Source organism: Ruegeria sp. AP7 (genome assembly GCF_056539905.1).
In genome coordinates, this window is the sequence record NZ_JBQFVT010000005.1 from 116,210 (window position 1) to 137,028 (window position 20,819).

Genomic DNA, 20,819 nt, shown 5'->3' on the forward strand with positions numbered 1-20,819 from the left:
GAACGAGCAACAGCATAATCACCGCCGAAAGCTACTAAGCAGCGGATAACGCGCGTTGTCCCTGCATAAGCGCGCAGATATAGTTGCCACAATTGTCAGGTCGATTTCGGGTTCTGGAAATTCGGCTTTTGACGAGTTCTCGATGTGAGCAATCAAGGGCCGTTCGTGTGAGTTTGAAAAATCGCAACACCCCACCCCAGCGACACGAGCTGAGAAAAGTCCGCAACCAAGGCAACAGCTTCCTTGCGCTTGCGTTCCTATTCAGTGTGTTTGTCAACTTGCTGATGTTGACCGGCCCTCTGTTTATGCTGCAAGTATATGACCGGGTCCTTGGGTCACGCTCGACCGAAACACTGTCAGCTCTGTTTCTGCTTGTCGCATTGCTTTATGCGCTGATGGCGATGCTGGACTATGCACGTGGCCGGATCGTTGCCAGATTTGGCGCCCGTTTCCAGTCATCCCTCGATGAGCGCGTGTTTGAAGGAACGATGCGGCGTGCCTTGTTTCCGCAAATTCGGTCAGCGCCTGCTACGGCGTTGCGCGATTTGGAGTCGATTCGCTCGTTATGCGCCTCCCCTGTTTTGCTTGCAGTGATGGACATTCCATGGACCCCAGTATTTCTTGCTGCGATTTTTCTGTTTCACCCATTGCTGGGCTGGCTGGCGGTGGCTGGTGGTACACTTTTGGTAGTGATTGCTCTGCTCAACCAAGGTTTAACGCACCGTAAGGTCGCAGAAGCGCAGGTGGCGACTGCCAAAGCCAACGCATTTTCTGAACATGCCCGGCAAGCTGCCGAAGTGGTGAGATCGCAAGGAATGCAGGAGGATGTATCTAAGCGTTGGCTGAACCAGCGGACCGAAGCGCTCTCGCAGTCGATTTCCGCCAGTGACTGGACAGGCAGTTTCACCTCACTCACCAAATCACTTCGGCTGTTTCTTCAATCTGCGATGTTGGCATTAGGTGCATGGCTTGTTCTTCGCAATGAAATGACGCCCGGTGCGATGATCGCAGGCACTATCCTATTGGGTCGTGCTTTGGCACCGATTGAGATGGCGGTGGGCCAATGGTCAATGATAGAACGCGCGCGTACAGCCTGGATCAACCTGAACCATTTTCTCGACTCCACACCGCCAGAGGCATCGCGCACTAAGCTGCCAACCCCAAAGGCGCATCTTGTGGCAAAAGGTTTGACCGTAATTCCGCCCGGCGCCAAAACCCCTACATTGCGCAATGCCGCGCTTGAGCTGGAGCCCGGCAGAGCGCTAGGCGTCATCGGTAAAAGCGGATCTGGCAAAACAACGCTTGCCAAGGCGCTGCTTGGTTTATGGCCCCCTGCAGCGGGTGAAATCCGTTTGGGGGGTGCGACGCTGGACCAATACGATCCTGACGATCTGGGGCAGCACATTGGTTATCTCCCGCAACAAGTTACCTTGTTCAATGGTACTGTGGCCGAGAATATTGCCCGTATGTCTCAGTCACCTGATCCCGAAGCGGTAGTTGCAGCAGCGAAAACGGCCAATGCACATGATTTGATTCTCGGCCTTGAGAAGGGCTATGACACGTTCCTTGAGGGGAACGATAGTCAGCTCTCGGGTGGTCAGAAACAACGCATTGCACTTGCGCGGGCACTCTATGGCAATCCTGTTGTGTTGATCTTGGATGAACCCAACTCGGCTTTGGACGCCGATGGAACTCTGGCTTTGAACACTGCGGTACGCGAGCTTAAGAAAGCAGGCAAATCCACCATCATCATGACCCACCGCCCGCAAGCTATCTCAGAGTGCGATGATCTTGTCGTCGTTGAAAAGGGTCAGATCGTAAAATCCGGCGGGCGCGATGAGGTGCTGAATACAATGGTGCAAAACGCCAACGTCATAAAACGGCATCTGAATAAGGTGGGTGAATGATGTCAGACAAGAGTTCACGTCCAGCCTGGAGCATCACGGCACCAGCCGTTGTCGGCTTGTTGGCCCTGGCAATTCTGGTGTTAGGGTTAGGAATCTGGAGCGTCCGAACCGAACTGGCCGGGGCGATCATTTCCCAGGGTGTGATTGAAGTCCAAAGCAACCGTCAGGTGATCGAACATCCGGATGGCGGGGTAGTCGGTGAAATCTTCGTGCGTGACGGTGATAGTGTCACTGAAGGCGCATTGATGCTGAGGCTCGACGATACTTTTCTGGCGTCGGAGACAACCATCGTTGAATCACAGCTGTTCGAGTTGCTTGCCCGAAAAGCTCGGCTTGAGGCAGAGAGGGATGGCGCGAATGTCGATGCACTTGCCCAAAGCCTGCAGGAGCTCAAATCCAATGAAACAATCGGTGACGATTTGCTGGCGGGCCAGCAACGATTGTTCAATGCAAGACTTGACACGCTGACCCAACAGATTGACCAGTTAGGCAAACAAAAGGTTCAGATCGGAAATGAGATTGAAGGTATTCAGGCTCAGCTTTCATCACTGAATACGCAAGTTGAACTCATCAGAACCGAACTTGAAGATCAGCAGGGTTTGCTGCAACGCGGTCTGACACAAGCAAGCCGTGTCTCTGCCCTACAAAGAGAAGAGGCAAATCTTACCGGACAAATAGGGCGGCTTGAATCGACCATTGCACGGCTCAAGGGCCAGATCGCAACGACCGAAATTCAGATTGTCGAACTGCAGGCCACCCGCCGCGAAGAGGCGATTACCGAACTTCGAGACGTCCAATCTCGTGCAGTTGAGTTGGCAGAAAGGCGCCTTGCACTAACCGAGCGTTTGTCGCGTCTGGATATTCGCGCTCCCGTTGCCGGCACAGTTTATGACAGCCAGGTTTTTGCGATTCAGTCGGTCATACAACCCGGTGAACCGATGATGTACGTAGTTCCTCAGGACACTCCGTTACTGGTTGCCGCGCGTGTTGACGCATTGCATGTGGATCAGTTGCATCGTGGACAGGATGTCGCCCTTCGGTTCCCAGCCTTCAACCAGCGTGATACCCCCGAGATCGAAGGCCATGTAGTCAACGTTTCGGCTGACACGTTCACCGATGAGGCCAGCGGCTTTACTTTCTATCGGGCCGAAGTGGTGCCCGATGAAGGCCAGCTTGATCGTCTCAACGGTCAGGAACTGCTGCCTGGAATGCCAGTTGAAGCTATGATTAAGACAGATGAGCGTACGCCTCTATCCTATCTGATCAAACCATTGGCTGACTATTTTTATCGCGCATTCAGGGAGTGATCGGGGCCTGAAGCCCATGCTCAAACTGCTTCGACATTTCCCAGGAGTATTGCAGTCATATCAAGCGTCAAAGCGCCATCTATTATGGTGACATCGACGCTTGTATCGTAATTCACATTGTTTCTGGAGATATCAGACAAAACTTCGTTCGCGTCCAGAAATACCCATCCGGCCCCATGTGCGGTGGGTTGTCCAACCGCGACTTGTAGAATAGCAAGCGCGTCGAGGGCATTAACCGACCCATCTTGGGTTATGTCGGCTGCGATGAAATTCTCTGCAGCGGCAGCCCCCCAAGTTGGGTCGAGGCCTATGGACATACGCAAAACCTGAAGAGCATCCAGCGTGGTAATTTCGCTGCTCGCTGTCGAATAAGACTTGATGATTTCCAATTGCCCGCGAAACGTTCCATCCGGTACTTCCAAATCGAATTCACCATTTTCATTGGCTTGCGCTGTGAGAGTGGAGCCTCCATCAGGCGTAAACCGGATTACCTGATCCAACCGGTATTGAAGATCAAGGACCGGGCATTTCGCGAATGAGCTTTCGCCTCAAGAAATGCCGGTTCATTCGTCGTGGCGGTAAATTGACAATTGTTTGAAGGGGATGCTCATCGCCAGGCAACGTCGCCTAGAAAGATGTACCCTGCCCCGTAGATAGTTTTGATCAGGCGCGGATTTTTGGGGTCCTCTCCCAATTTTGTCCGCAACCGTGAGATACGTACATCCATCGCCCTATCAAAGCTGTCACCCGCGCCACCACCTAAAATCTCTTGCATACGGGCCCGACTGATAAGGCGTTTGGGACTTTCGAGGAAGAGGCGCAGAACCTCACCTTCGGCGTGGCTGAATGGTGTTTCCGCACCATTTTCATCAATCAGAACATATCGGTCAAAATGCGCGGTCCATCCGTTGAATTCGGCGGCATCTGAGTTTTGCACAGCAGGACCAGTAGACCGCAAACGGGCGCGAACACGCGCGATGACCTCTGCGGGGTCGAAAGGTTTGGTTATGTAGTCGTCCGCCCCAAGTTCGAGCCCTGTCACTCGATCCTGCACCTGTGCCCGGCCCGAGATGATAATGACAGCGGCCCCCTGCTCGAGCGCAAGGCGATGTACCAGTGCCAGTCCATCAGTATCAGGGAGCGACAAATCCACAAGGCAGACATCTGGCGTGACCCGCTTCAACGACGCTTCGAATTCACGCGCGCGCGCAAAGCTTTGGGTTCGAAAACCCGCATCTTCGAGAGCGCCTGTCAAAATGTGCCGTATTTCAGGTTCATCATCAAGAATGGTCACCAATGGTTGTGTCATCTACGCGGCCTCGGTACGGATCAGAGCGGAAAGCTGCTCTGGCGTGAAAGGTTTGCTCAGGACAGGCGCGCGTTTCAGCGCTTGATGATGCAACGGATCGGAAATCGGTAGGGATGTCATCAGGATGCAAGGCAAAGCACCACTCAGATGGTCGACGATATCGATGCCGGTGCCTTCACCCTCAAGCCGGATGTCTGATAGCACCAGCGTGATATCTTCAATATCGGACGTCAAAGTAAGTGCTTCTTCAACCGAACTCGCTTCGATGACGGAACAGCCCAATCCAATCAGAATTTCCCGAAATTGGCTGCGCAATTCATCGTTGTCCTCCACCAAAAGTACAAGACCCGCCTGAGAGGGCGGCGCTGGTCGGAAAGGCAGGCGTATTACAACCGATGCACCAGAAGGCGTGTTCCGTAAATTCAGATCGCCCCCGGCGAGCTTTACGGTGTCATAAACCATCGGAAGTCCCAGCCCCGATCCATCGCTGCCTTTGGTGGTAAAGAACGGATTTAATGCTTGCTCCAGCGCTTCCGGAGTAAAGCCTGAACCCGTGTCCGAGACCGTAATTTCGATCCAAATGGTTCCGATCGCATGCACACTGATGGTAATTTGACCGGACGTACCACAGGCGTCTCGGGCATTCAGCACGAGATTTAGCAGAGCATCCTGCACCATACCTGGATCAAGCATCAACGGCTTATTGGGCAAAGTATTTACGACCGACAGTCCCATTCCGCGCGGTAAGGAAGGTGTGGCCAGAATGCGCAAATCCTCGAGTAGCCCGCGCATATCCGTCGCCTGTGGTTGGGGCGTGCGATTGCCAGTCATGTCTGCGATGCGGTTCAACAAATGCCCGCCTCGCCGTGCGGTCTGCTGCGTGGCTGATACAAGCTGACCTGCCTCGACAGGCAAATCCATCTTCTCAAGTCGCGCCTGCATTCCCAATATGATGGTCAACAAATTCGAAAAGTCATGGGCGAGCCCGCTGGTCATTTGCGCCGCCATCGCTCTGCGTCGCGTTTGCTGAAGGGCGACACGAGCCTGTGTCTCTTCGGTAATATCCACCGACATGACATAAACGCCACCAGCTTTGTCTGGCGTGAAGGACACGCGAATGCGGCGCGAATCCTGATCCTCGGTAAACTCAAAAACCGATGGTTGGCCGCCATACGCCTGTTCCAGATGCGGTTTTACCCGATCATAGGCCGATTGCCCCAAGGCCTTTGATATGTGAAGGCCCAGAATGTCAGACGGGCGGCCGGGCATAACCGAACTGAGGCGGCGGTTTGAGTAATCGTATCGTCCATCAGTATCCAGATGCGCGATATGAGCCGGCATCATCTCGGTTGTCATCCGCGTGCGCGCCTCGATCTCGGTCAACTGGCGCTTAGCCTCTTCAAGCGCCGTAATCGTTGCAGCCAGTTTCCGGTTTGTTGCCGAAAGCTCTTCGGCGTGTCCTAAAAGTTGGTCGGACAGTTCTTCTGAGCGGGTTCGCAGCAATTCTTCGACCTGCTTGGTGCGCGTAATGTCTGTGTAAACAGCCACCCAACCACCATTCGGCAAGGGCGCACCTTCGACCGAGATCACCTGGCCATTAGGTCGAGTACGCTCCATGTAGTGTGGCTCGAACGCCAACGCCTGAGCAACACGGGTCTCAACCATTTCGGCGACATCACCGTCCGGGCCGTACTCGCCACGGCTGGCGAGAAAGTGAATGGTGTCGTGGAACAATGCACCTGGTTCGACAAGTTCATCCGGTAAACCGAACATTTCCTGAAATCTCAGATTGCTGACTACAAGGCGCAACTGACTGTCATAGATCGACAGCGCTTGCCCGATCAGGTTCAGGCCAGCCGTTGTCATCGCCTTAATGCGTTGTTCGGATATCTCCAAATTCATCCTCCCCTGCGCCTATGGGTAACACCAGTTCAGGCACAGGTGTAGGGAATTTGATCTAGCCATGCAGCGGCAAATTGTTCGCGGCACGGTAAGCCTGCACGTAACCCCGCGCAACTGATCGAACGGCTGTTCCGATCTGCGAATAGGCTTCATCCGGCAGGTTTGCGAAGGACACGCGAGCGGACCATCCGGGTGCATCAAATCCGCTGCCGTTCAGCAAAACTATGCCATAATCTTCGGCCAGCTTGAACGCGATATCCAACGGGTGAACATTCTGTTTAATCCATGCCACGACATCTTCGCCGACAAATTTTCGCAGCCAGTATTCAAAATCGATGATGCCGTAATATGCGTCGTAGTGCTCACCTGCCTGCACCTCGATCCCCATCGCTTCGGTCAGGAGTTTAAAACGGCGATGAACCAGTTCCATGCAGGCGGTCTGATAGATTTTCTTGCTATCGACCAATTCGCACAGCGAAAACAGAGTCATCATAACCTGCTGCGGCAGTGATAGACCCGCTGTGTGGTTTAGAGCGACATCGCGACTATCGGCCACTAACCGGTCGATAAAGCGGATATCCCGTGGCGTCAGGCTGAGCGTGCCATAGCGCTTGTCCAAGGCCTGTTTGATCTCGTCCGGATGATCCGCCAGTTTCAGATCGAAGATATTGTCTTGCGCTACGGCAATCACACCAAGCCGCCAGCCGGTGCAGCCAAAATACTTCGAATAGGAATATACTCCGATCGTATTGCGCGGCAGATGGCCCATGACCGAGGTAAAATCATGCACAAAGGTGCCGTAGACATCATCTGTCAGCACGATCAAGTCAGGACGTTGATTTTCCACTAAATCCGCCAACTTGCGCAACGAAGCGGTGTTGAGCGCAACTGAAGACGGATTACCGGGATTGACCAGAAAGAACGCCTTTACTTTGGGATCTTTCAACTTTTCCACAGCGTCGTCGGTCAGTTGGAACCCGTCTTCCTCGTCGGTCTCGACATGGACAGATTCAAGGCTGTAATCCTCCAGCTCTGGCATTTCCAGATAGGGGGTGAATATCGGTGTGCATAGCGCAATGGTATCGCCGGGGTTCAGCAGCCGATTGGCTTTCAGAGACTTGAAGATGTAGCACATCGCCGCCGTGCCGCCTTCGACTGCGAACAGATCGAACTGAGCGTCAGGCCGGTGGCCTCGGCACATGGACCACATCAGGTACTCATGGGCGATGGCGGAATTGTGTCTTAGAATGCGGTCGGGGACCGGATAGTTGTCACCGATGATCGAATCCGTCAGCTCATGCACAAACTCATCGGCGTCGAAATCAAATGCAGAAATGGCATGCGCCACGACCTCAAGCAGCGTGTCGACGCCCGGTGTTTCAGAATGATCTGACGCCCAACTCTGTAGCCGTTCATGGCAGCCTTTCTGCGCAGGCATTCCGCCTAAACCAGCAGGATGGTCCATCACGCGTTTGGATTCAGTTATTGCAAATTGCCCAAGGGCAAAGAACGCTTCGCGTGGGCGGGTGGCGATCCAGTTGGGATTGCCTCGTCCTGCATTCAGAAAGGCGCTGTTGGCCTTGTGCGCCTCAGCCGATGCCAGTTTGATCAGCTCATCTTTGATCTGAAACGGGCTGAGTGCTTCGTAATCGTGCAGCGTTACTCTATCCATAAGGTGAACCTCTCCAAATCAGCTTAAGATCAAAACGACGACCATCCCGAAGATGGTCAGCAATGTGTTCCCTATCGCATACGGCATTCCGTAGCCGAGCGCCGGGATGCGACTTTGCGCGGCTTCTTGGATCATACCCAATGCGGCAGTGGTGGTGCGCGCACCTGCGCAGGCACCAAACAGAATAGCCGGGTGGAATTTGAACACGTAATGCCCGACATAAACCGCAAAGATCATCGGCAACGAAGTTGCGACGATCCCCCACAGCAACAGCGCAATACCAGCCTGTTGCAGCCCCGCGACAAATCCCGGCCCTGCGGTGATCCCGATCACCGCGATAAACACGTTCAGACCCAGAGTGTTCATCAACCAAAGCGCCGGGCCAGGTATTCGGCCAAATGTCGGATGGACAGTGCGCAGCCAGCCCAGCACCAGCCCGGCCAGTAGCGCGCCTCCTGTGGTGGAAAGGCTGATCGGAAAACCACCCATTATGACTGACAGAGTTCCGATGATCCCACCGATGAATATGCCCCAACCTACAAAGGCCAGATCCGTGGTGTCTACCGGGCGGTCTGCATAGCCGATCTGGGCAATTGCGGCCTCAACGTGCCGTTTGCTGCCCTGAATTGTGACGATGTCACCTCGATGAACAACGGTGCCTGGCAGCAGCGGCAAATCCTGCATGTTGCGCATCAGTTTCGAGACATAAATGCCCCGCGCGATCGACAATTTGCTTAGTTCTTCAAGCGTCTTGTTATACACCTCTTTGCTGGTGATCAGCACATCCAGCTTTTCCGATGGAATACTCAGTAGATCAGGCGCATCAGCTTCTGTGAGGTTGGTCTCAAGCAACCCCACCAGATCAGCGCGGCGGCCTGAGAACATCACGATATCTCCGACCTGCAATACGGTGTTATCGTCTACCTCAATGATCTTCCCGTCGCGTCTAAGGCGTTCGGCATAGATGCGGATACCGGGCATCAGGTTTTTGACCGGTTGCCCCAGCAGATCGCTACCTTCTGGGATCTCGAAGGCCCGCGCCTCGATCGCGCGATAAGCTGAGACGATGCCATCACCGGTTTCCACCGATGTCGTGCCACCCAGCTTGGCCTCATACTCCTTGCAGGCCGCGACAAGATCGACGCCGATCAGGCGCGGGCCGATCTTGGCCAGAATGATGGCCGACCCGATAGTGCCGTAGATGTAGGTCACCGCATAGGCGATCGGAATCTGGTTAGCATAGGTCTTGGCCTGTTCCGCAGACAGGCCCAGCTGACCGATCTGGTCAGTGGCAACTCCAATCGCCGCCGAAATCGTCTGCGATCCGGCATAAAGCCCTGCTGCATAGCCAAGCTCCAGCCCCGCCACCTTGGCTGCGATGATCGGAATAACAAGGCAAAGCGCGAGCACGCTGAGCGCAAAGAGCACCTCGCGCGCGCCGTCTGCCTTCAAACCGCGAATGAACTGCGGTCCGACACCGTAGCCCACGGCAAATATAAACATAATGAAGAATGTCGATTTAACGGCCGAGTCGATGTCAATCTGGGCTTGACCAATCACCACAGCCGCCAGCAACGTTGCGGTGACTGTGCCCAGGCTGAATCCCATCACCTTCCACGGGCCGACTAAGAAACCGATACCGATCGACAAAAATACCGCCAGCTCAGGATAATTCTGTAGAATATTCACCAACCAATTGACCATCATCCACCTCTCAGTTCGTGCGCAAAAGGCATGTGGTGCAAGCGGCGGTGGCGAGGCAGAAATGCGCCCTACAAGCTAATCTATTTGCCGACCAAGCTGCCCATTCGACAAACTCAACCACAATTTGAAATTTCCAGCACACGATACCTCAAGAAGGATACTTGTCCATAATTATCTGAATATTAACCTGTTTTGCTCCCGCACGCCTATCAATACCTTTCGAGGTTTGCCCGGCAGATTCTTGGTATTCAAATGACAGGTTTCGACCAGTTGCACTGTTTCTTTAGCAATCTTCGCCCCGAATTTCACTGTCGCACACTCGCCATGCGTGAGGGTAAAATCTTAGCTTATTTGAACAAATCCATTGCAGGCCCCAAGTGTTTGCCATCACATACGGCTATGACACGGCCGACGATAAATTCTGAGACGAGCGCAACCGGCGTTTGCATACGGATATCGGGGGACTTGCGCACGCAATTGTTGGATCGTGTTGAAGGGGATTTTGCGGCTCTTACGCCCAACGGGCAAGATGCTACGATAGACATGTCACAAGTCGAGTCTTTGGATACCGGAGGGGCATGGCTTGTTGCCAACCTCGTACGACGGATGAGTTCCAATGGGACCCAGGTTCGGCTTGAAGGGGTGGCCCCAGCGCATTCTTCGTTGATCGAGACGGTATCGCACAACATACCCGATGCGGCCGGAGAGGAGCTGCCGCCGCAGGGTTTTGTGAACTGGGTTGCTCGGGTCGGTCAAAAGACTTTTGGTGCCTGGCAAGACACGTTGTCGATCGTCGGCTTCCTGGGCCTTACCCTGCATCGCTTGGTTCGAACTTTGATCATGCCCTGGCGGTTGCGGCGTGCTGCATTGTTCTCGCAGATGGAGCAGGTCGGCTTCAAAGCTCTGCCGATCGTTTCCTTGATGGGCTTTTTGATTGGGGTTGTCTTAGCGTTCCAGGGCGCGACTCAGTTAAAACAGTTTGGGGCCGAGATCTTTGTAGTGGAGCTGATCTCAATCTCTATCCTGCGAGAGCTGGGTATCCTGCTAACCGCTATTATAGTCGCAGGCCGTTCTGGATCGGCCTTTACCGCCTCAATCGGCTCCATGAAGGTGCAGGAAGAAATTGATGCGATGCGGACACTCGGGCTTGACCCGATCGAAGTTCTCGTCATCCCGCGTGTCGTAGCCTTGCTTATCATGCTGCCAATCCTGGGATTTGTGGCCGACATGGCAGGTTTAATCGGTGGCGCTTTGATGAGTTGGATCGACCTTGGAGTGAGCCCCGGCATGTTCCTGACCCGGTTGAAGGAAAATACTGGGGTGGCACAACTTGCCGTTGGAATGATCAAAGCTCCTTTCTTCGCGTTGGTGATCGGAGTTATTGCCTGCTGGCAAGCCATGCAGGTCAAAGGCTCATCCGAAAGTGTTGGTCAGCGGACGACATCCTCGGTCGTGCAATCGATCTTCATGGTAATTGCGATAGACGCGCTGTTCTCGATCTTTTTCTCAGAAATGGGGATATGAGATGGATGGGGCCGCGCTGCAAAACAAAACCCAATCCGATACGAAACGTGAAGCCGTTATTCGTGTGCGCCATCTGACCAATCAGTTTGGAGATCAAGTGGTCCATGACAATCTTGATCTGGATGTCTGGCGTGGTGAAGTTCTGGGTGTTGTCGGTGGCTCGGGCACCGGTAAGTCGGTGCTATTGCGCACGATCGTTGGGTTGAACAAGCCTAAGTCGGGCAGCATCGAAGTTCTGGGTGTTGATGTCCTGAACGGCCCCGAAGAAGAGCGTCAGCGCATCGAAAAAAGCTGGGGTGTCGCCTTTCAGGACGGAGCGCTGTTTTCCTCGCTGACCGTGCTGCAAAACGTGATGGCGCCTCTGCGTGAACATACCGGCATAAGTGAAAAACTGATGGCCGCGCTTGGGGGACTTAAGATCAGTCTGGTCGGACTACCTCAGCTAAGTTGCAGCAAATTCCCCTCGGAACTGTCCGGGGGTATGCGAAAACGCGCCGCGTTGGCCCGCGCCCTGTCGTTGGATCCCGAAATCGTGTTTCTGGACGAACCAACCGCTGGGTTGGACCCGATCGGGGCTGCCGCTTATGATGAATTGATTGGTGAACTTCAGCACGCGCTTGGTCTGACTGTGTTCATGGTGACGCATGATCTGGACAGTTTATACGCCATTTGTGACCGCATCGCTGTACTTGCGGAAAAGCGTGTGCTGGTTGAAGGTCCGATAGAAGAGATGACCAAGGTCGACCATCCTTGGGTTCAGGAATATTTCACAGGCCCCCGCGCCCGTGCGGCACAACAGAAGGGGCAGGACAGGTAGAGGCGATGGAGACCCGAGCGAATTATATCCTGATTGGTGCGTTCACCTTGGCGGGCATTCTTGGTGCCTTCGGGTTCTTCCTATGGCTCGCCAAATTCGAAGTAACCCGTCAATACGCATACTATGATGTGTTGTTCGACAATGTCTCGGGCCTGTCTGCCGCCGGTGGTGTGAACTATAACGGCTTGCCGGTGGGACAGGTGATTTCCCTGGATCTGGACAAAAATGACCCCTCGAAAGTAAGGGTTCGGCTAGAGATTGATGCAGGCATCCCCGTCACCAAGGAAACTATCGCGCAATTGCAGTCTCTGGGCGTCACCGGCGTGGCATATGTTGAGTTGTCCGGCGGATCACCAACTGCACAGAAATTGCCCCAAAACAGCGTCATCACAAGCAAGCGCAGCTCGATCCAGTCCTTACTCGAAGGCGCACCAGAGGTTCTGGAAAAGGCGGTCACCCTGCTGGAGAACCTCAATTCCGTTGTAGATGAGAACAATCGCAAGGCGGTGTCTGATATCCTGAACAATCTGGCAGAAGCGTCGGGCAAACTGGATAAAACACTGACGGATTTCCAGTCGCTTTCGTCGGATCTGGGCGGTGCCGCTAAAGATGTTGGCGAATTCACCAAGAGATTGGATACGTTAGCGAACACGGCCGAAACAACGTTGAGCACAGGAACCGATACGCTCAAGAGCATCAAAGAGACGTCAGAAACTGCCAAAACAACTCTCGAGACTGCAAACACCGCCATTGCCAGCGCTGAAAACGTAATTCAGGAGGAAATTCGACCATTTATCGAGCGGGGTTCAATCCTTGCCGAAAGGCTGACCCGACTGTCAGATGAGGGCAGCCTGACACTTGGCGTGATAAGTGAAACTGTTCTGAACGCAAACACGACCCTTGAATCGGTTACATCCACGATGAACTCGGCCAAAGGGGCGCTAGACTCGGCCGAGCGAGCATTCGACTCGGCCAATCGCGTGATGGACGAGGATATATCTCCGGTCGCAGCCGATGTAAGTAAGGCAGCCAATCAAGTCGCGGAAACCGTCTCGAACATCACCGAAAAAATTGACGAAATATCAGACGACGTCCTGAGCGCTTCTAAATCGGCGTCAGATCTGTTGGGTACCATCGATGGCGTCGTTCAGGATAACCGCCGTCAGGTCTCGGATTTCTTGCGCGTTGGCTTGCCTCAGTTTATCCGCTTCATCGAGGAATCGCAGCGTCTGGTGATTAGTCTCGACCGACTGGTCGACAAGGTCGAACGCGACCCCGCCCGCTTTTTGTTAGGTACCCAAGCATCGGAGTTTCGTCAATGATACGGCCCTTAACACTGTCTCTGATATTGGCCGCAATGACGGGTTGCACCGGTCTAGGAACGCTACGGCAAGCCTCAAAGCCCAACGATCTCTATTTGCTAACCCCAAAGAGCACGTTCTCGTCTTCGCTGCCGCGCATACAGAAACAGATCGTTGTTGAAGAACCCACAGCGACGGCAGCGGTAAACACCGATCAGATCGCCGTTCAGCCGACCTTGCTGCAAGTTCAATACCTACCTCGGGCCCGTTGGGTGGATCGCGCGCCATTGATCGTTCAGGCGCTGATGGTCGAAAGCTATGAAAACTCCGGCAAGGTTGCGGCCGTGGGGCGATCGACGGTTGGCCTGCGGGCTGATTATGTGATTGCACCCGATTTGCGCGAGTTTCAGGGCATAGTCGTCAGCGAAACGGGAGACTCAAAAACGGTGCGCGTGGAAGTTCGCATCAACATCAAAATCATCGATGAGTACGAGGACAAGATTATCGCCTCTAGCTCGTTCAGGGAAAACGTAATGGCCACAACTGATCAGACCCCTGATCTAGTCGAAGCATTTGATGTGGCCTTGGGCCGGACCATGCGGGATGCGGTCGAATGGAGTATCCGCAAAATTAATACTCACGTGCAGAACAACCCACGATCAAGCCAAAGCTAGGTGTTGTCAGAACTGGCTGGCCGAAGCTGCCTGCCAATCCGCAGCATATTCCTGCGGCACGGTTTTGCCCAGCAAAGCGTCTTCTTCCAGAAAGCTGTAAAGCTCAGCGTAAGATCGCTCTCCCTCATCTGCCATGCGACGGAGGATATCGCTGGGTCGCAATTCAGAAACCTTGGCTTTGCCCATAGCACCCAAGATCTCGCGGAAGCTTTCCAATGTCGCGTCATGGAACCGGTGCACACGCTGACGTTTCTGCGGCACGTTTACCGCTCGGCCCCGGATCGGATCCTGCGTCGCCACGCCCGAAGGGCACCGATTGGTATTGCAGTGCAGTGCTTGAATGCACCCAACGGCAAACATCATCGCCCGCGCCGCGTTGCACATATCAGCACCCAAGGCCATTTTCTCGACCATGTCGAAACCCGTCGCAACCTTGCCCGAGCAAATCACGCGCACCTTGTCGCGCACTCCAATCCCACGCAGGCAATTGTTTACAAAGATCAACCCTTCGTTCAGGGGCATCCCCAGACGGTTGGTAAATTCAACCGGCGCCGCGCCGGTCCCTCCTTCGGCACCATCAACGGTAATAAAATCGGGCAGTATGCCGGTTTCCAACATGGCTTTACAGATCGCCATGAATTCCGAAGGTTGGCCGATGCACAGTTTGAAGCCAATCGGCTTACCGCCAGACATTTCCCGCAGATGCTGAACAAATTGCATCAACCCTGTCGGCCCATCGAACGCCGAGTGTATAGGGGGTGAAATTACATCCTGATGCACAGGAACGCCTCGGATTTCCGCGATTTCCTCGTCCACCTTTGCGGCCGGCAATACCCCTCCATGAGACGGTTTTGCCCCTTGTGAAAGCTTAATCTCGATTGCCTTCACCACATCCAATTTGGCTTTTTCGGCGAATTTGTCCTTGGCGAACCCCCCATCGGCGGTGCGACATCCAAAATACCCTGTTCCGATTTGCCAGATGATGTCACCACCCTCTGCCAGATGGTGCGGGGACAGCCCTCCTTCGCCGGTATTATGTGCAAACCCGCCATCCTTGGCACCACCGTTCAGTGCCCGGATCGCATTTGCGCTGAGTGCGCCAAAGCTCATCGCTGAAACATTCAGGCGCGAAGCGTTATAGGGTTTGTCGCATTGAGGCCCGCCAAGCATAATCCGCTCCTCACTTTCATCGACATGTTTTGGCGAAAGCGAGTGATTTGAACGATGATAACCGACACTCAGTATGTCGTACTGGGTCCCAAATGCCTGCGTGTCCACCTGCCCTTTGGCGCGGGAATAGACCAGACTGCGGATAATCCGATTGAAAGGTCGGCCACTTTCGTTGGTTTCCACAAAATACTGCCGGATTTCGGGGCTGACAAATTCCAGCATATAGCGGAAGTGGCCGAGAACGGGATAGTTGTTCAATACGTTATGCTTGGTCGTCAGCATATCGTACATTCCTACAATCGCGTACGGGATCAGAATGACCAACAGCCAATTCGCAGGGGACCAGAAATACCCCAACAATAGGGTAAGTGGCAGGACCACAAAGCTGAGCACATAATATAGTCTGCGAACAATCATCCCTGACCTCCCTGAGTGGCGTAAAGAGCTGTGTATCCTCGGCTGGATCGTGGGCTCGAAGCCCGGCAGATGTTTTTAAACGTGAACCAGATTCAACTGAATTTGCAAGACCTTGCTAATCGGTCGTTAGTAACGGTTGAGTTAGCAAGGGCAGTTGATCGGTCCATTCGCAATCTATATGCGGGATAAGACACAGTAAGAGCGGGATCAATCTAAGTGTCACAAACTGCACCTGCCCTCAGGCGTAGTGCCCAGATGTACGCAGCCGTCTTTGTTGGTGGCGCTGCGGGTTCGCTGCTGCGCGAACTGTTCATGGTGCCGATACCCGGTGCTCCATTCCTGACAGAGACGTTCGGTATTAACATTGTGGCCTGCTTCATCCTTGGCTGGCTCTATTCTATCCGCCACAAAGTTCATGCACATGTGCTGCACTTGGGTGCTGTTGGGTTTTGCGGCGGCCTTTCTACTTTTTCGTCATTTGTGGCCGAGTTGGAGCGTTTGGCCGAAACCACTGGTTGGTACGTCATCACCGCCTTCGGGGCAGAAATTGCAATTGGCTTAACCGCAGCGGCTTTGGGTGAAGCGTTGGGTCGAAAGTACTTGCCTTGGAGGCATCCAGAATGAACGACCTGTATCTGCACGTCATGTTTGCGCTGGGAGGAGGAGCAGGTGCTGTACTGCGCCACTGGTTGACGCTGCAGGTGACCCACGATCTGCCTTACGCTACACTGATCGTGAATGTGGCGGGAAGCCTTCTGCTTGGTCTCTGGGTTGGTTATCTCGGCGGGGAAATCGAAATGAGCGAGCAACAGAACCGATTGGTATTTGGCTTCTGCGGTGGCTTCACAACGTTTTCCAGCTTTGCTTACCAGTCACTGCAGTTGAACCGTGAAAGAACCTTCGCATTCGCAGCTGGCAACATTATTCTCAGTCTGGTTTTATGCTGGATCGCGCTTTGGTTAGGATTGGTCCTGATGGCCTGACCAATCGAGTTACCGGTTATGGAACCAATGATAGTGGTGCGAAGAACCATTCCTGATGCGGCTACAAGCGGGTCAGGGCTTGGCGGATCACATCATCTGCATGTGCATCCGAATGGCCAAATTACCTAGAATCCAGACCGTCCCGCCGATGATAATCAATAAGACCAGCGTTGAGAAAAGGATCAGGTCCAAATCCTCTCGGCTGCTGCGCCGCCTGTCGATATGAAGAAAGTACACCAACTGCACAACCAACTGTGCCAAGCCCAGTAGGCCGATGCTAAGATAGACCCCTTTGGTTTCAATCCCGTATCGGTGCGCGATTAAGAAGACCGCCAGCGTCAGCAGAAGAGACCCACCATATCCGATAACATATCGGCGACGCTCTCGCTTGTGCAGGTCAGCGCGTCTATCCATAGGTCAGCCCTCCGAAATACACAATTGTGATGATGCCGACCCAGATCAGATCAAGGAAGTGCCAGAACAATGCCAGTCGCACCATACGGGACATCAACAAGTCAGTTAGTCCGAACATTCTTAGCTGAATGCCCAAGACGATCAGCCACAGACACCCCGACGCGACATGCAGACCGTGCAGTGGCACAAGGCCATAGAAAGCCGACAAAAATCCACTGCGCTGAGGGATACCGCCCTGGGCTGCCATGTTCAGAAAATCGCGGATCTCCAGAACCAGAAAGCTAAGCCCCAGCACCAGTGTTACCCCAAACCACAGAACGATCCGCGCTCGCGGCAAGTTATATTTCAACGCCAGCATTGCCAGCCCTACGGTCAGACTGCTGGTCAACAATATCAGGGTTTGAGCAAAGATGCTTTTCAGATCAAACAATTCATGTGGTCCGGGCCCACCGGCCTGAGCATCAATCATCGTGATGTAGATCGCGAACATCAGGCCGAAATAGACCAGATCGCTCATAAGAAAGACCCAGAAGCCAAAAGTGACAACTTCGGTGGCTTTGTGGGCGCTTGCATGGCCTTCGCCAAGGTTGATGCCCGGATAGCTTTGCGTGGGTGCGCGCCTCATGTCACGGCCTCCATATCCGGGCGTGCGAGACCGCGATTTTCTGGGGCGATTTCATAATCGCGATCCACTGCTGCAGTACTATGGACAAGGTCCAGCCAAGCTTCATGGTCTTTGCGGACCTCTTCGGCAGGAATGATGATTTCGGTGCTGGTATCAAAGCTCCAGATGATAATTGCCAGGATGATAGTAATCGTCATCAGGAGCGCCAGCCACCAAATCCACCAAACCAGTGCGAACATCCAGACACCGCTGAGAACGCAGAGGATGAACCCGATGCCGGTATTGCGCGGCATCTCGATATCTTCATAGGCTTCAGGTTTTGGATAAGCTGCAGCACGCTCTTTGGCGGCGGCAAAGTTGTCGCGGTCGGTGATCTCCGGGATGATGGCAAAGTTGTAGGGCGGTGGCGGAGACGGGATAGACCATTCCAGTGTACGCCCATCCCACGGATCACCTATCGGAGCACGGGTTTGTTCACGATTGCGGATACTGACCCAAAGTTGAATGAGGATCGAGAACAACCCGCAGGTGATGACCAATGCACCAATTACGGCAATGATCATGTAGGGGTGAAAACTCGGGTCCTCCCAACTGTAGGACCGGCGCGGCATTCCCATCAAACCAACAAAGTAAAGCGGCATAAAAGTCAGCAAGAAACCCACGGTCCAGCAGACGACTGAGGCGCGTCCCCAGAATTCGTTGAGGCGAAAACCGAAGGCTTTCGGGAACCAGTAATTATAGCCCGCGAGTAGCGCAAACAGTACTCCGGGCAAAAGGACGTTGTGGAAATGCGCCACAAGGAACAACGTGTTGTGGACCTGATAGTCAATCGTCGGATTGGCCAGGATTACCCCGCTAAGGCCACCAATCACGAACAGCATCAAAAAGGTTAGACCATAGAGCATCGGAACGGAAAACCGTATCCGCCCGCGATAGAGCGTGGCCATCCAGTCATAGACTTTCACACCGGTTGGGATCGCGATCAGCATCGTCGCAATGCCGAATACCGCGTTGATCAGCGCGCTTTGGCCCATGGTGAAGAAATGATGCAGCCATACTGTGAAAGACAATACTGCAATCGACATCGTGGCAATGACCAGCGAGTTGTAGCCATAGAGACGCTTGGCCGAAAAAGTGGCAAAGATTTCGGAATAGATCCCATATGCTGGCAAGACCAGTAGATAGACCTCGGGGTGGCCGAACAGCCAGAACAGGTTGGCATAGTTCATCATGTTTCCACCAAGATCATTGGTGAAGAAATGGAAATCTAGATACCGATCAGCGGCCAGCAACAGCGCCGCCACGCCAAGGGGCGGCATGGCAAAGACGATCAGGATTGAGCTACAGATGATCGTCCAGCAATACATCGGCAGCCGCATGAATTTCATCCCAGGCGCACGCAGCTTGTAAATTGTAACGGCAAAATTGATACCAGTGAGAGTGGTGCCTACGCCCGAGACAACAATGGCCCAAATCCAATAATCCGGCCCGACGCCGGGATTGAACGCGGCGCCTGTGTAAGGCGGATATGCGGTCCAACCTCCGGTCGAAAACTCGCCAACCACCAGCGAGACCATCAACATCATGCCGGACGATACCGTCAGGCCAAGGCTGATTTGGTTCATAACCGGAAATGCAACGTCCCGCGCGCCGATCATCAACGGAACCAGATAGTTTGCCACACCAAAGACAAAGGGGACGGCAACGAAGAAGATCATGATGGTGCCGTGGGTACTGAATAGCTCAGCAAAGTGTTCGGGCTCCAGAAATCCATCGCCCGGACCTGCCGCCTGTTGGGCCCGCATCACAACACCTTCCAACACGCCCCGTGCCAGCATGACGATGGCAAAGACGATATACATGATGCCGATTTTCTTGTGATCAGCGCTGGTCAACCAATCCCGCCAGAGAGGGCTCCAAAGGCGAAACCACGTTAGTAGGAACAGCACCGTCAAAGCGCCCACTATCACTATACCGGCCGCAGCGTTGGCGACGATTTCATTGGCATCGGGCGCCCGGATGAGCCCGGTGATCGGCAACGCATCCCAACTCAGGCGACCCAAAATGCCAGTCTCGACTGAAGTCATTGTTTTGCCTCCGACCCGTACGCAGTGGTGCCGGGTTGCTGGCCAAGGGCAAGAGGCTCTCCGCTGTGATAACGATGCAGGATCGAGCGGAACAAATCACGTTCTTCCAGTGTAAAATAAAGCGCGTTCAGCGGCATGAGTTCGGTTCCTAACGCCGCCTGAACTTCGTCCCGATCCGTGCGCATGGCCAGTGTCTGATACGTGTCTTCTGTCAACGGAATACCATGCGCCCGGACGCTGGCGACCCAGGCCTCGAAATCTACGGGTTGCATAGCCTGCGTTAGAAATTTCTGCTTGGTGAACCCGCGACCATTATACTGCGTGTTCTCACCCTGCATCGTATTGGGCGAGTCGGCCACCACATGCAGTTGCGTTGTCATGCCAGGCATGGCGTAGATTTGCCCAGCCAATGCAGGGATCATAAACGATTGCATCACTGTGTCGGTCGTCAGCGTAATCGCGACCTGCTTTTTGATGGGGATGCCAAACTCTCCGACTGTGGCGATTCCAAGATCGGGGTAGATGAACAGCCATTTCCAATCGAGACCAACCACCTGTACCCGCAAGGCAGGCTCCTCCCCGAACGGGGCTGCATAGGGATCAAGACGGTATGTGGTTTTCCAAAGGTAGAATGACAGGATCGCCACAATCAGCACCGGTACACCCCACATCAATACCTCAAGCTTTGCCGAGAAATCCCAGTGCGGTTTGTAATATGCGTTTCCACCTTTACGTCGGCGATACCTATAAGCGAGCAGCGGCACCAAGACCAAAACCGGGATCACCGCAATCAGGATCAGAGCGGTCGCTCGCAGAAGGTGCTTTTTTTGGATTTCGGCGATTGGCCCCTGTGGGTCCATGAAACTATCACTTGCCCCAGCGGCCTGCACTGTCAGCAACAGCGCAACTAGCGTCACCAGAGCGGGCACTGCGATCGAAGACATCCGGGAAAAGGTCACGCCTGATGATCCTCTTGCGGCGGGGGTTCCCGGCAACTATCGGCAGA

The 20,819-nt window shown here is 54.0% G+C and carries 18 protein-coding genes; 8 read left to right on the forward strand and 10 right to left on the reverse strand.

The genetic code is table 11. The features are described 5' to 3' along the window. The first annotated feature begins 167 nt into the window (after positions 1 to 167). A complete protein-coding gene (locus tag ACR0KN_RS11680; protein ID WP_480653668.1) occupies positions 168 to 1,907 on the forward strand; it encodes a type I secretion system permease/ATPase in 1,740 nt (579 codons plus the stop codon). Further along, positions 1,907 to 3,214 carry an HlyD family type I secretion periplasmic adaptor subunit gene (locus ACR0KN_RS11685; protein WP_480653670.1) on the forward strand — a complete coding sequence of 436 codons (1,308 nt, stop codon included), beginning with the start codon at positions 1,907 to 1,909 and terminating at the stop codon, positions 3,212 to 3,214. Before ACR0KN_RS11680 ends, ACR0KN_RS11685 begins: the two co-directional genes overlap by 1 nt. A 20-nt stretch (positions 3,215 to 3,234) precedes the next feature. On the opposite strand, the gene ACR0KN_RS11690 is transcribed toward ACR0KN_RS11685, so the two are convergent. The 5 genes from ACR0KN_RS11690 to aspT all read right to left on the reverse strand — a co-directional run bounded on the left by ACR0KN_RS11690 (position 3,235) and on the right by aspT (position 9,801). Then, the gene (locus ACR0KN_RS11690) at positions 3,235 to 3,714 is read right to left on the reverse strand and encodes a hypothetical protein (RefSeq protein WP_480653672.1); all 480 of its coding nucleotides are present in this window, start codon (positions 3,712 to 3,714) and stop codon (positions 3,235 to 3,237) included. 107 nt (positions 3,715 to 3,821) lie between these two features. Continuing rightward, positions 3,822 to 4,523 carry a response regulator transcription factor gene (locus tag ACR0KN_RS11695; RefSeq protein WP_170544146.1) on the reverse strand — a complete coding sequence of 234 codons (702 nt, stop codon included), beginning with the start codon at positions 4,521 to 4,523 and terminating at the stop codon, positions 3,822 to 3,824. Beyond that, positions 4,524 to 6,425 carry a PAS-domain containing protein gene (locus tag ACR0KN_RS11700; RefSeq protein ID WP_480653674.1) on the reverse strand — a complete coding sequence of 634 codons (1,902 nt, stop codon included), beginning with the start codon at positions 6,423 to 6,425 and terminating at the stop codon, positions 4,524 to 4,526. It abuts the gene before it with no gap. A 55-nt stretch (positions 6,426 to 6,480) separates the two neighbouring features. Beyond that, positions 6,481 to 8,097, reverse strand: a complete 1,617-nt coding sequence (locus tag ACR0KN_RS11705; protein WP_480653676.1) for a bifunctional aspartate transaminase/aspartate 4-decarboxylase — start codon at positions 8,095 to 8,097, stop codon at positions 6,481 to 6,483. 18 nt (positions 8,098 to 8,115) lie between these two features. Continuing rightward, entirely contained in the window at positions 8,116 to 9,801 is a 1,686-nt protein-coding gene (gene aspT / locus ACR0KN_RS11710; RefSeq protein WP_480653678.1) for an aspartate-alanine antiporter, read from the reverse strand. A gap of 399 nt (positions 9,802 to 10,200) precedes the next feature. Between aspT and ACR0KN_RS11715 the strand changes: the two genes are divergently transcribed. Genes ACR0KN_RS11715 through ACR0KN_RS11730 form a run of 4 tightly spaced genes read left to right on the forward strand, consistent with a single transcriptional unit; the run spans position 10,201 to position 14,117 of the window. Continuing rightward, complete coding sequence (locus ACR0KN_RS11715; protein WP_480653680.1) at positions 10,201 to 11,325, forward strand: ABC transporter permease; 1,125 nt, start codon at positions 10,201 to 10,203, stop codon at positions 11,323 to 11,325. A gap of 1 nt (position 11,326) precedes the next feature. Next, positions 11,327 to 12,142, forward strand: a complete 816-nt coding sequence (locus ACR0KN_RS11720; RefSeq protein WP_170475076.1) for an ABC transporter ATP-binding protein — start codon at positions 11,327 to 11,329, stop codon at positions 12,140 to 12,142. A 5-nt stretch (positions 12,143 to 12,147) separates the two neighbouring features. Beyond that, positions 12,148 to 13,464: an MlaD family protein gene (locus ACR0KN_RS11725; RefSeq protein ID WP_480653682.1), complete on the forward strand. Its 1,317-nt coding sequence runs from the start codon at positions 12,148 to 12,150 to the stop codon at positions 13,462 to 13,464. Next, complete coding sequence (locus tag ACR0KN_RS11730; RefSeq protein WP_480653684.1) at positions 13,461 to 14,117, forward strand: ABC-type transport auxiliary lipoprotein family protein; 657 nt, start codon at positions 13,461 to 13,463, stop codon at positions 14,115 to 14,117. Before ACR0KN_RS11725 ends, ACR0KN_RS11730 begins: the two co-directional genes overlap by 4 nt. 6 nt (positions 14,118 to 14,123) lie before the next feature. Here ACR0KN_RS11730 and ACR0KN_RS11735 read toward each other — a convergent pair whose 3' ends face one another. Further along, positions 14,124 to 15,704: an FMN-binding glutamate synthase family protein gene (locus ACR0KN_RS11735; protein WP_480653686.1), complete on the reverse strand. Its 1,581-nt coding sequence runs from the start codon at positions 15,702 to 15,704 to the stop codon at positions 14,124 to 14,126. 255 nt (positions 15,705 to 15,959) lie between these two features. Here ACR0KN_RS11735 and ACR0KN_RS11740 point away from each other — a divergent pair, with 255 nt between their 5' ends. Both ACR0KN_RS11740 and crcB read left to right on the forward strand, forming a co-directional pair. Next, positions 15,960 to 16,328 (forward strand): fluoride efflux transporter FluC, encoded by a 369-nt coding sequence (locus tag ACR0KN_RS11740; protein WP_480653688.1) that lies wholly within the window; start codon positions 15,960 to 15,962, stop codon positions 16,326 to 16,328. Beyond that, entirely contained in the window at positions 16,325 to 16,687 is a 363-nt protein-coding gene (gene crcB, locus ACR0KN_RS11745) for a fluoride efflux transporter CrcB (RefSeq protein ID WP_480653690.1), read from the forward strand. Before ACR0KN_RS11740 ends, crcB begins: the two co-directional genes overlap by 4 nt. 87 nt (positions 16,688 to 16,774) lie before the next feature. On the opposite strand, the gene ACR0KN_RS11750 is transcribed toward crcB, so the two are convergent. Genes ACR0KN_RS11750 through ACR0KN_RS11765 form a run of 4 tightly spaced genes read right to left on the reverse strand, consistent with a single transcriptional unit; the run spans position 16,775 to position 20,757 of the window. Continuing rightward, positions 16,775 to 17,101, reverse strand: a complete 327-nt coding sequence (locus tag ACR0KN_RS11750; protein WP_170475091.1) for a cytochrome o ubiquinol oxidase subunit IV — start codon at positions 17,099 to 17,101, stop codon at positions 16,775 to 16,777. Then, entirely contained in the window at positions 17,094 to 17,726 is a 633-nt protein-coding gene (locus ACR0KN_RS11755) for a cytochrome c oxidase subunit 3 (RefSeq protein ID WP_010441483.1), read from the reverse strand. Before ACR0KN_RS11755 ends, ACR0KN_RS11750 begins: the two co-directional genes overlap by 8 nt. Then, on the reverse strand, positions 17,723 to 19,813 hold the full coding sequence (locus ACR0KN_RS11760; RefSeq protein WP_480653692.1) for a cbb3-type cytochrome c oxidase subunit I: 2,091 nt from the start codon (positions 19,811 to 19,813) through the stop codon (positions 17,723 to 17,725). Before ACR0KN_RS11760 ends, ACR0KN_RS11755 begins: the two co-directional genes overlap by 4 nt. Continuing rightward, positions 19,810 to 20,757 carry a cytochrome ubiquinol oxidase subunit II family protein gene (locus tag ACR0KN_RS11765; protein ID WP_480653694.1) on the reverse strand — a complete coding sequence of 316 codons (948 nt, stop codon included), beginning with the start codon at positions 20,755 to 20,757 and terminating at the stop codon, positions 19,810 to 19,812. Before ACR0KN_RS11765 ends, ACR0KN_RS11760 begins: the two co-directional genes overlap by 4 nt. Positions 20,758 to 20,819: the final 62 nt, after the last annotated feature.

Bases quoted from the DNA above. Each gene is read 5' to 3' on its own strand.
- ACR0KN_RS11760 (WP_480653692.1), bottom strand. From the start codon at position 19,813: ATGACTTCAGTCGAGACTGGCATTTTGGGTCGCCTGAGTTGGGATGCG.
- ACR0KN_RS11695 (WP_170544146.1), bottom strand. From the start codon at position 4,523: ATGACACAACCATTGGTGACCATTCTTGATGATGAACCTGAAATACGG.
- ACR0KN_RS11715 (WP_480653680.1), top strand. From the start codon at position 10,201: ATGACACGGCCGACGATAAATTCTGAGACGAGCGCAACCGGCGTTTGC.
- ACR0KN_RS11725 (WP_480653682.1), top strand. From the start codon at position 12,148: ATGGAGACCCGAGCGAATTATATCCTGATTGGTGCGTTCACCTTGGCG.
- ACR0KN_RS11755 (WP_010441483.1), bottom strand. From the start codon at position 17,726: ATGAGGCGCGCACCCACGCAAAGCTATCCGGGCATCAACCTTGGCGAA.
- ACR0KN_RS11735 (WP_480653686.1), bottom strand. From the start codon at position 15,704: ATGATTGTTCGCAGACTATATTATGTGCTCAGCTTTGTGGTCCTGCCA.
- ACR0KN_RS11765 (WP_480653694.1), bottom strand. From the start codon at position 20,757: ATGTCTTCGATCGCAGTGCCCGCTCTGGTGACGCTAGTTGCGCTGTTG.
- ACR0KN_RS11730 (WP_480653684.1), top strand. From the start codon at position 13,461: ATGATACGGCCCTTAACACTGTCTCTGATATTGGCCGCAATGACGGGT.
- crcB (WP_480653690.1), top strand. From the start codon at position 16,325: ATGAACGACCTGTATCTGCACGTCATGTTTGCGCTGGGAGGAGGAGCA.
- ACR0KN_RS11700 (WP_480653674.1), bottom strand. From the start codon at position 6,425: ATGAATTTGGAGATATCCGAACAACGCATTAAGGCGATGACAACGGCT.
- ACR0KN_RS11705 (WP_480653676.1), bottom strand. From the start codon at position 8,097: ATGGATAGAGTAACGCTGCACGATTACGAAGCACTCAGCCCGTTTCAG.
- ACR0KN_RS11740 (WP_480653688.1), top strand. From the start codon at position 15,960: ATGTACGCAGCCGTCTTTGTTGGTGGCGCTGCGGGTTCGCTGCTGCGC.
- ACR0KN_RS11685 (WP_480653670.1), top strand. From the start codon at position 1,907: ATGTCAGACAAGAGTTCACGTCCAGCCTGGAGCATCACGGCACCAGCC.
- ACR0KN_RS11750 (WP_170475091.1), bottom strand. From the start codon at position 17,101: ATGGATAGACGCGCTGACCTGCACAAGCGAGAGCGTCGCCGATATGTT.
- ACR0KN_RS11720 (WP_170475076.1), top strand. From the start codon at position 11,327: ATGGATGGGGCCGCGCTGCAAAACAAAACCCAATCCGATACGAAACGT.
- aspT (WP_480653678.1), bottom strand. From the start codon at position 9,801: ATGGTCAATTGGTTGGTGAATATTCTACAGAATTATCCTGAGCTGGCG.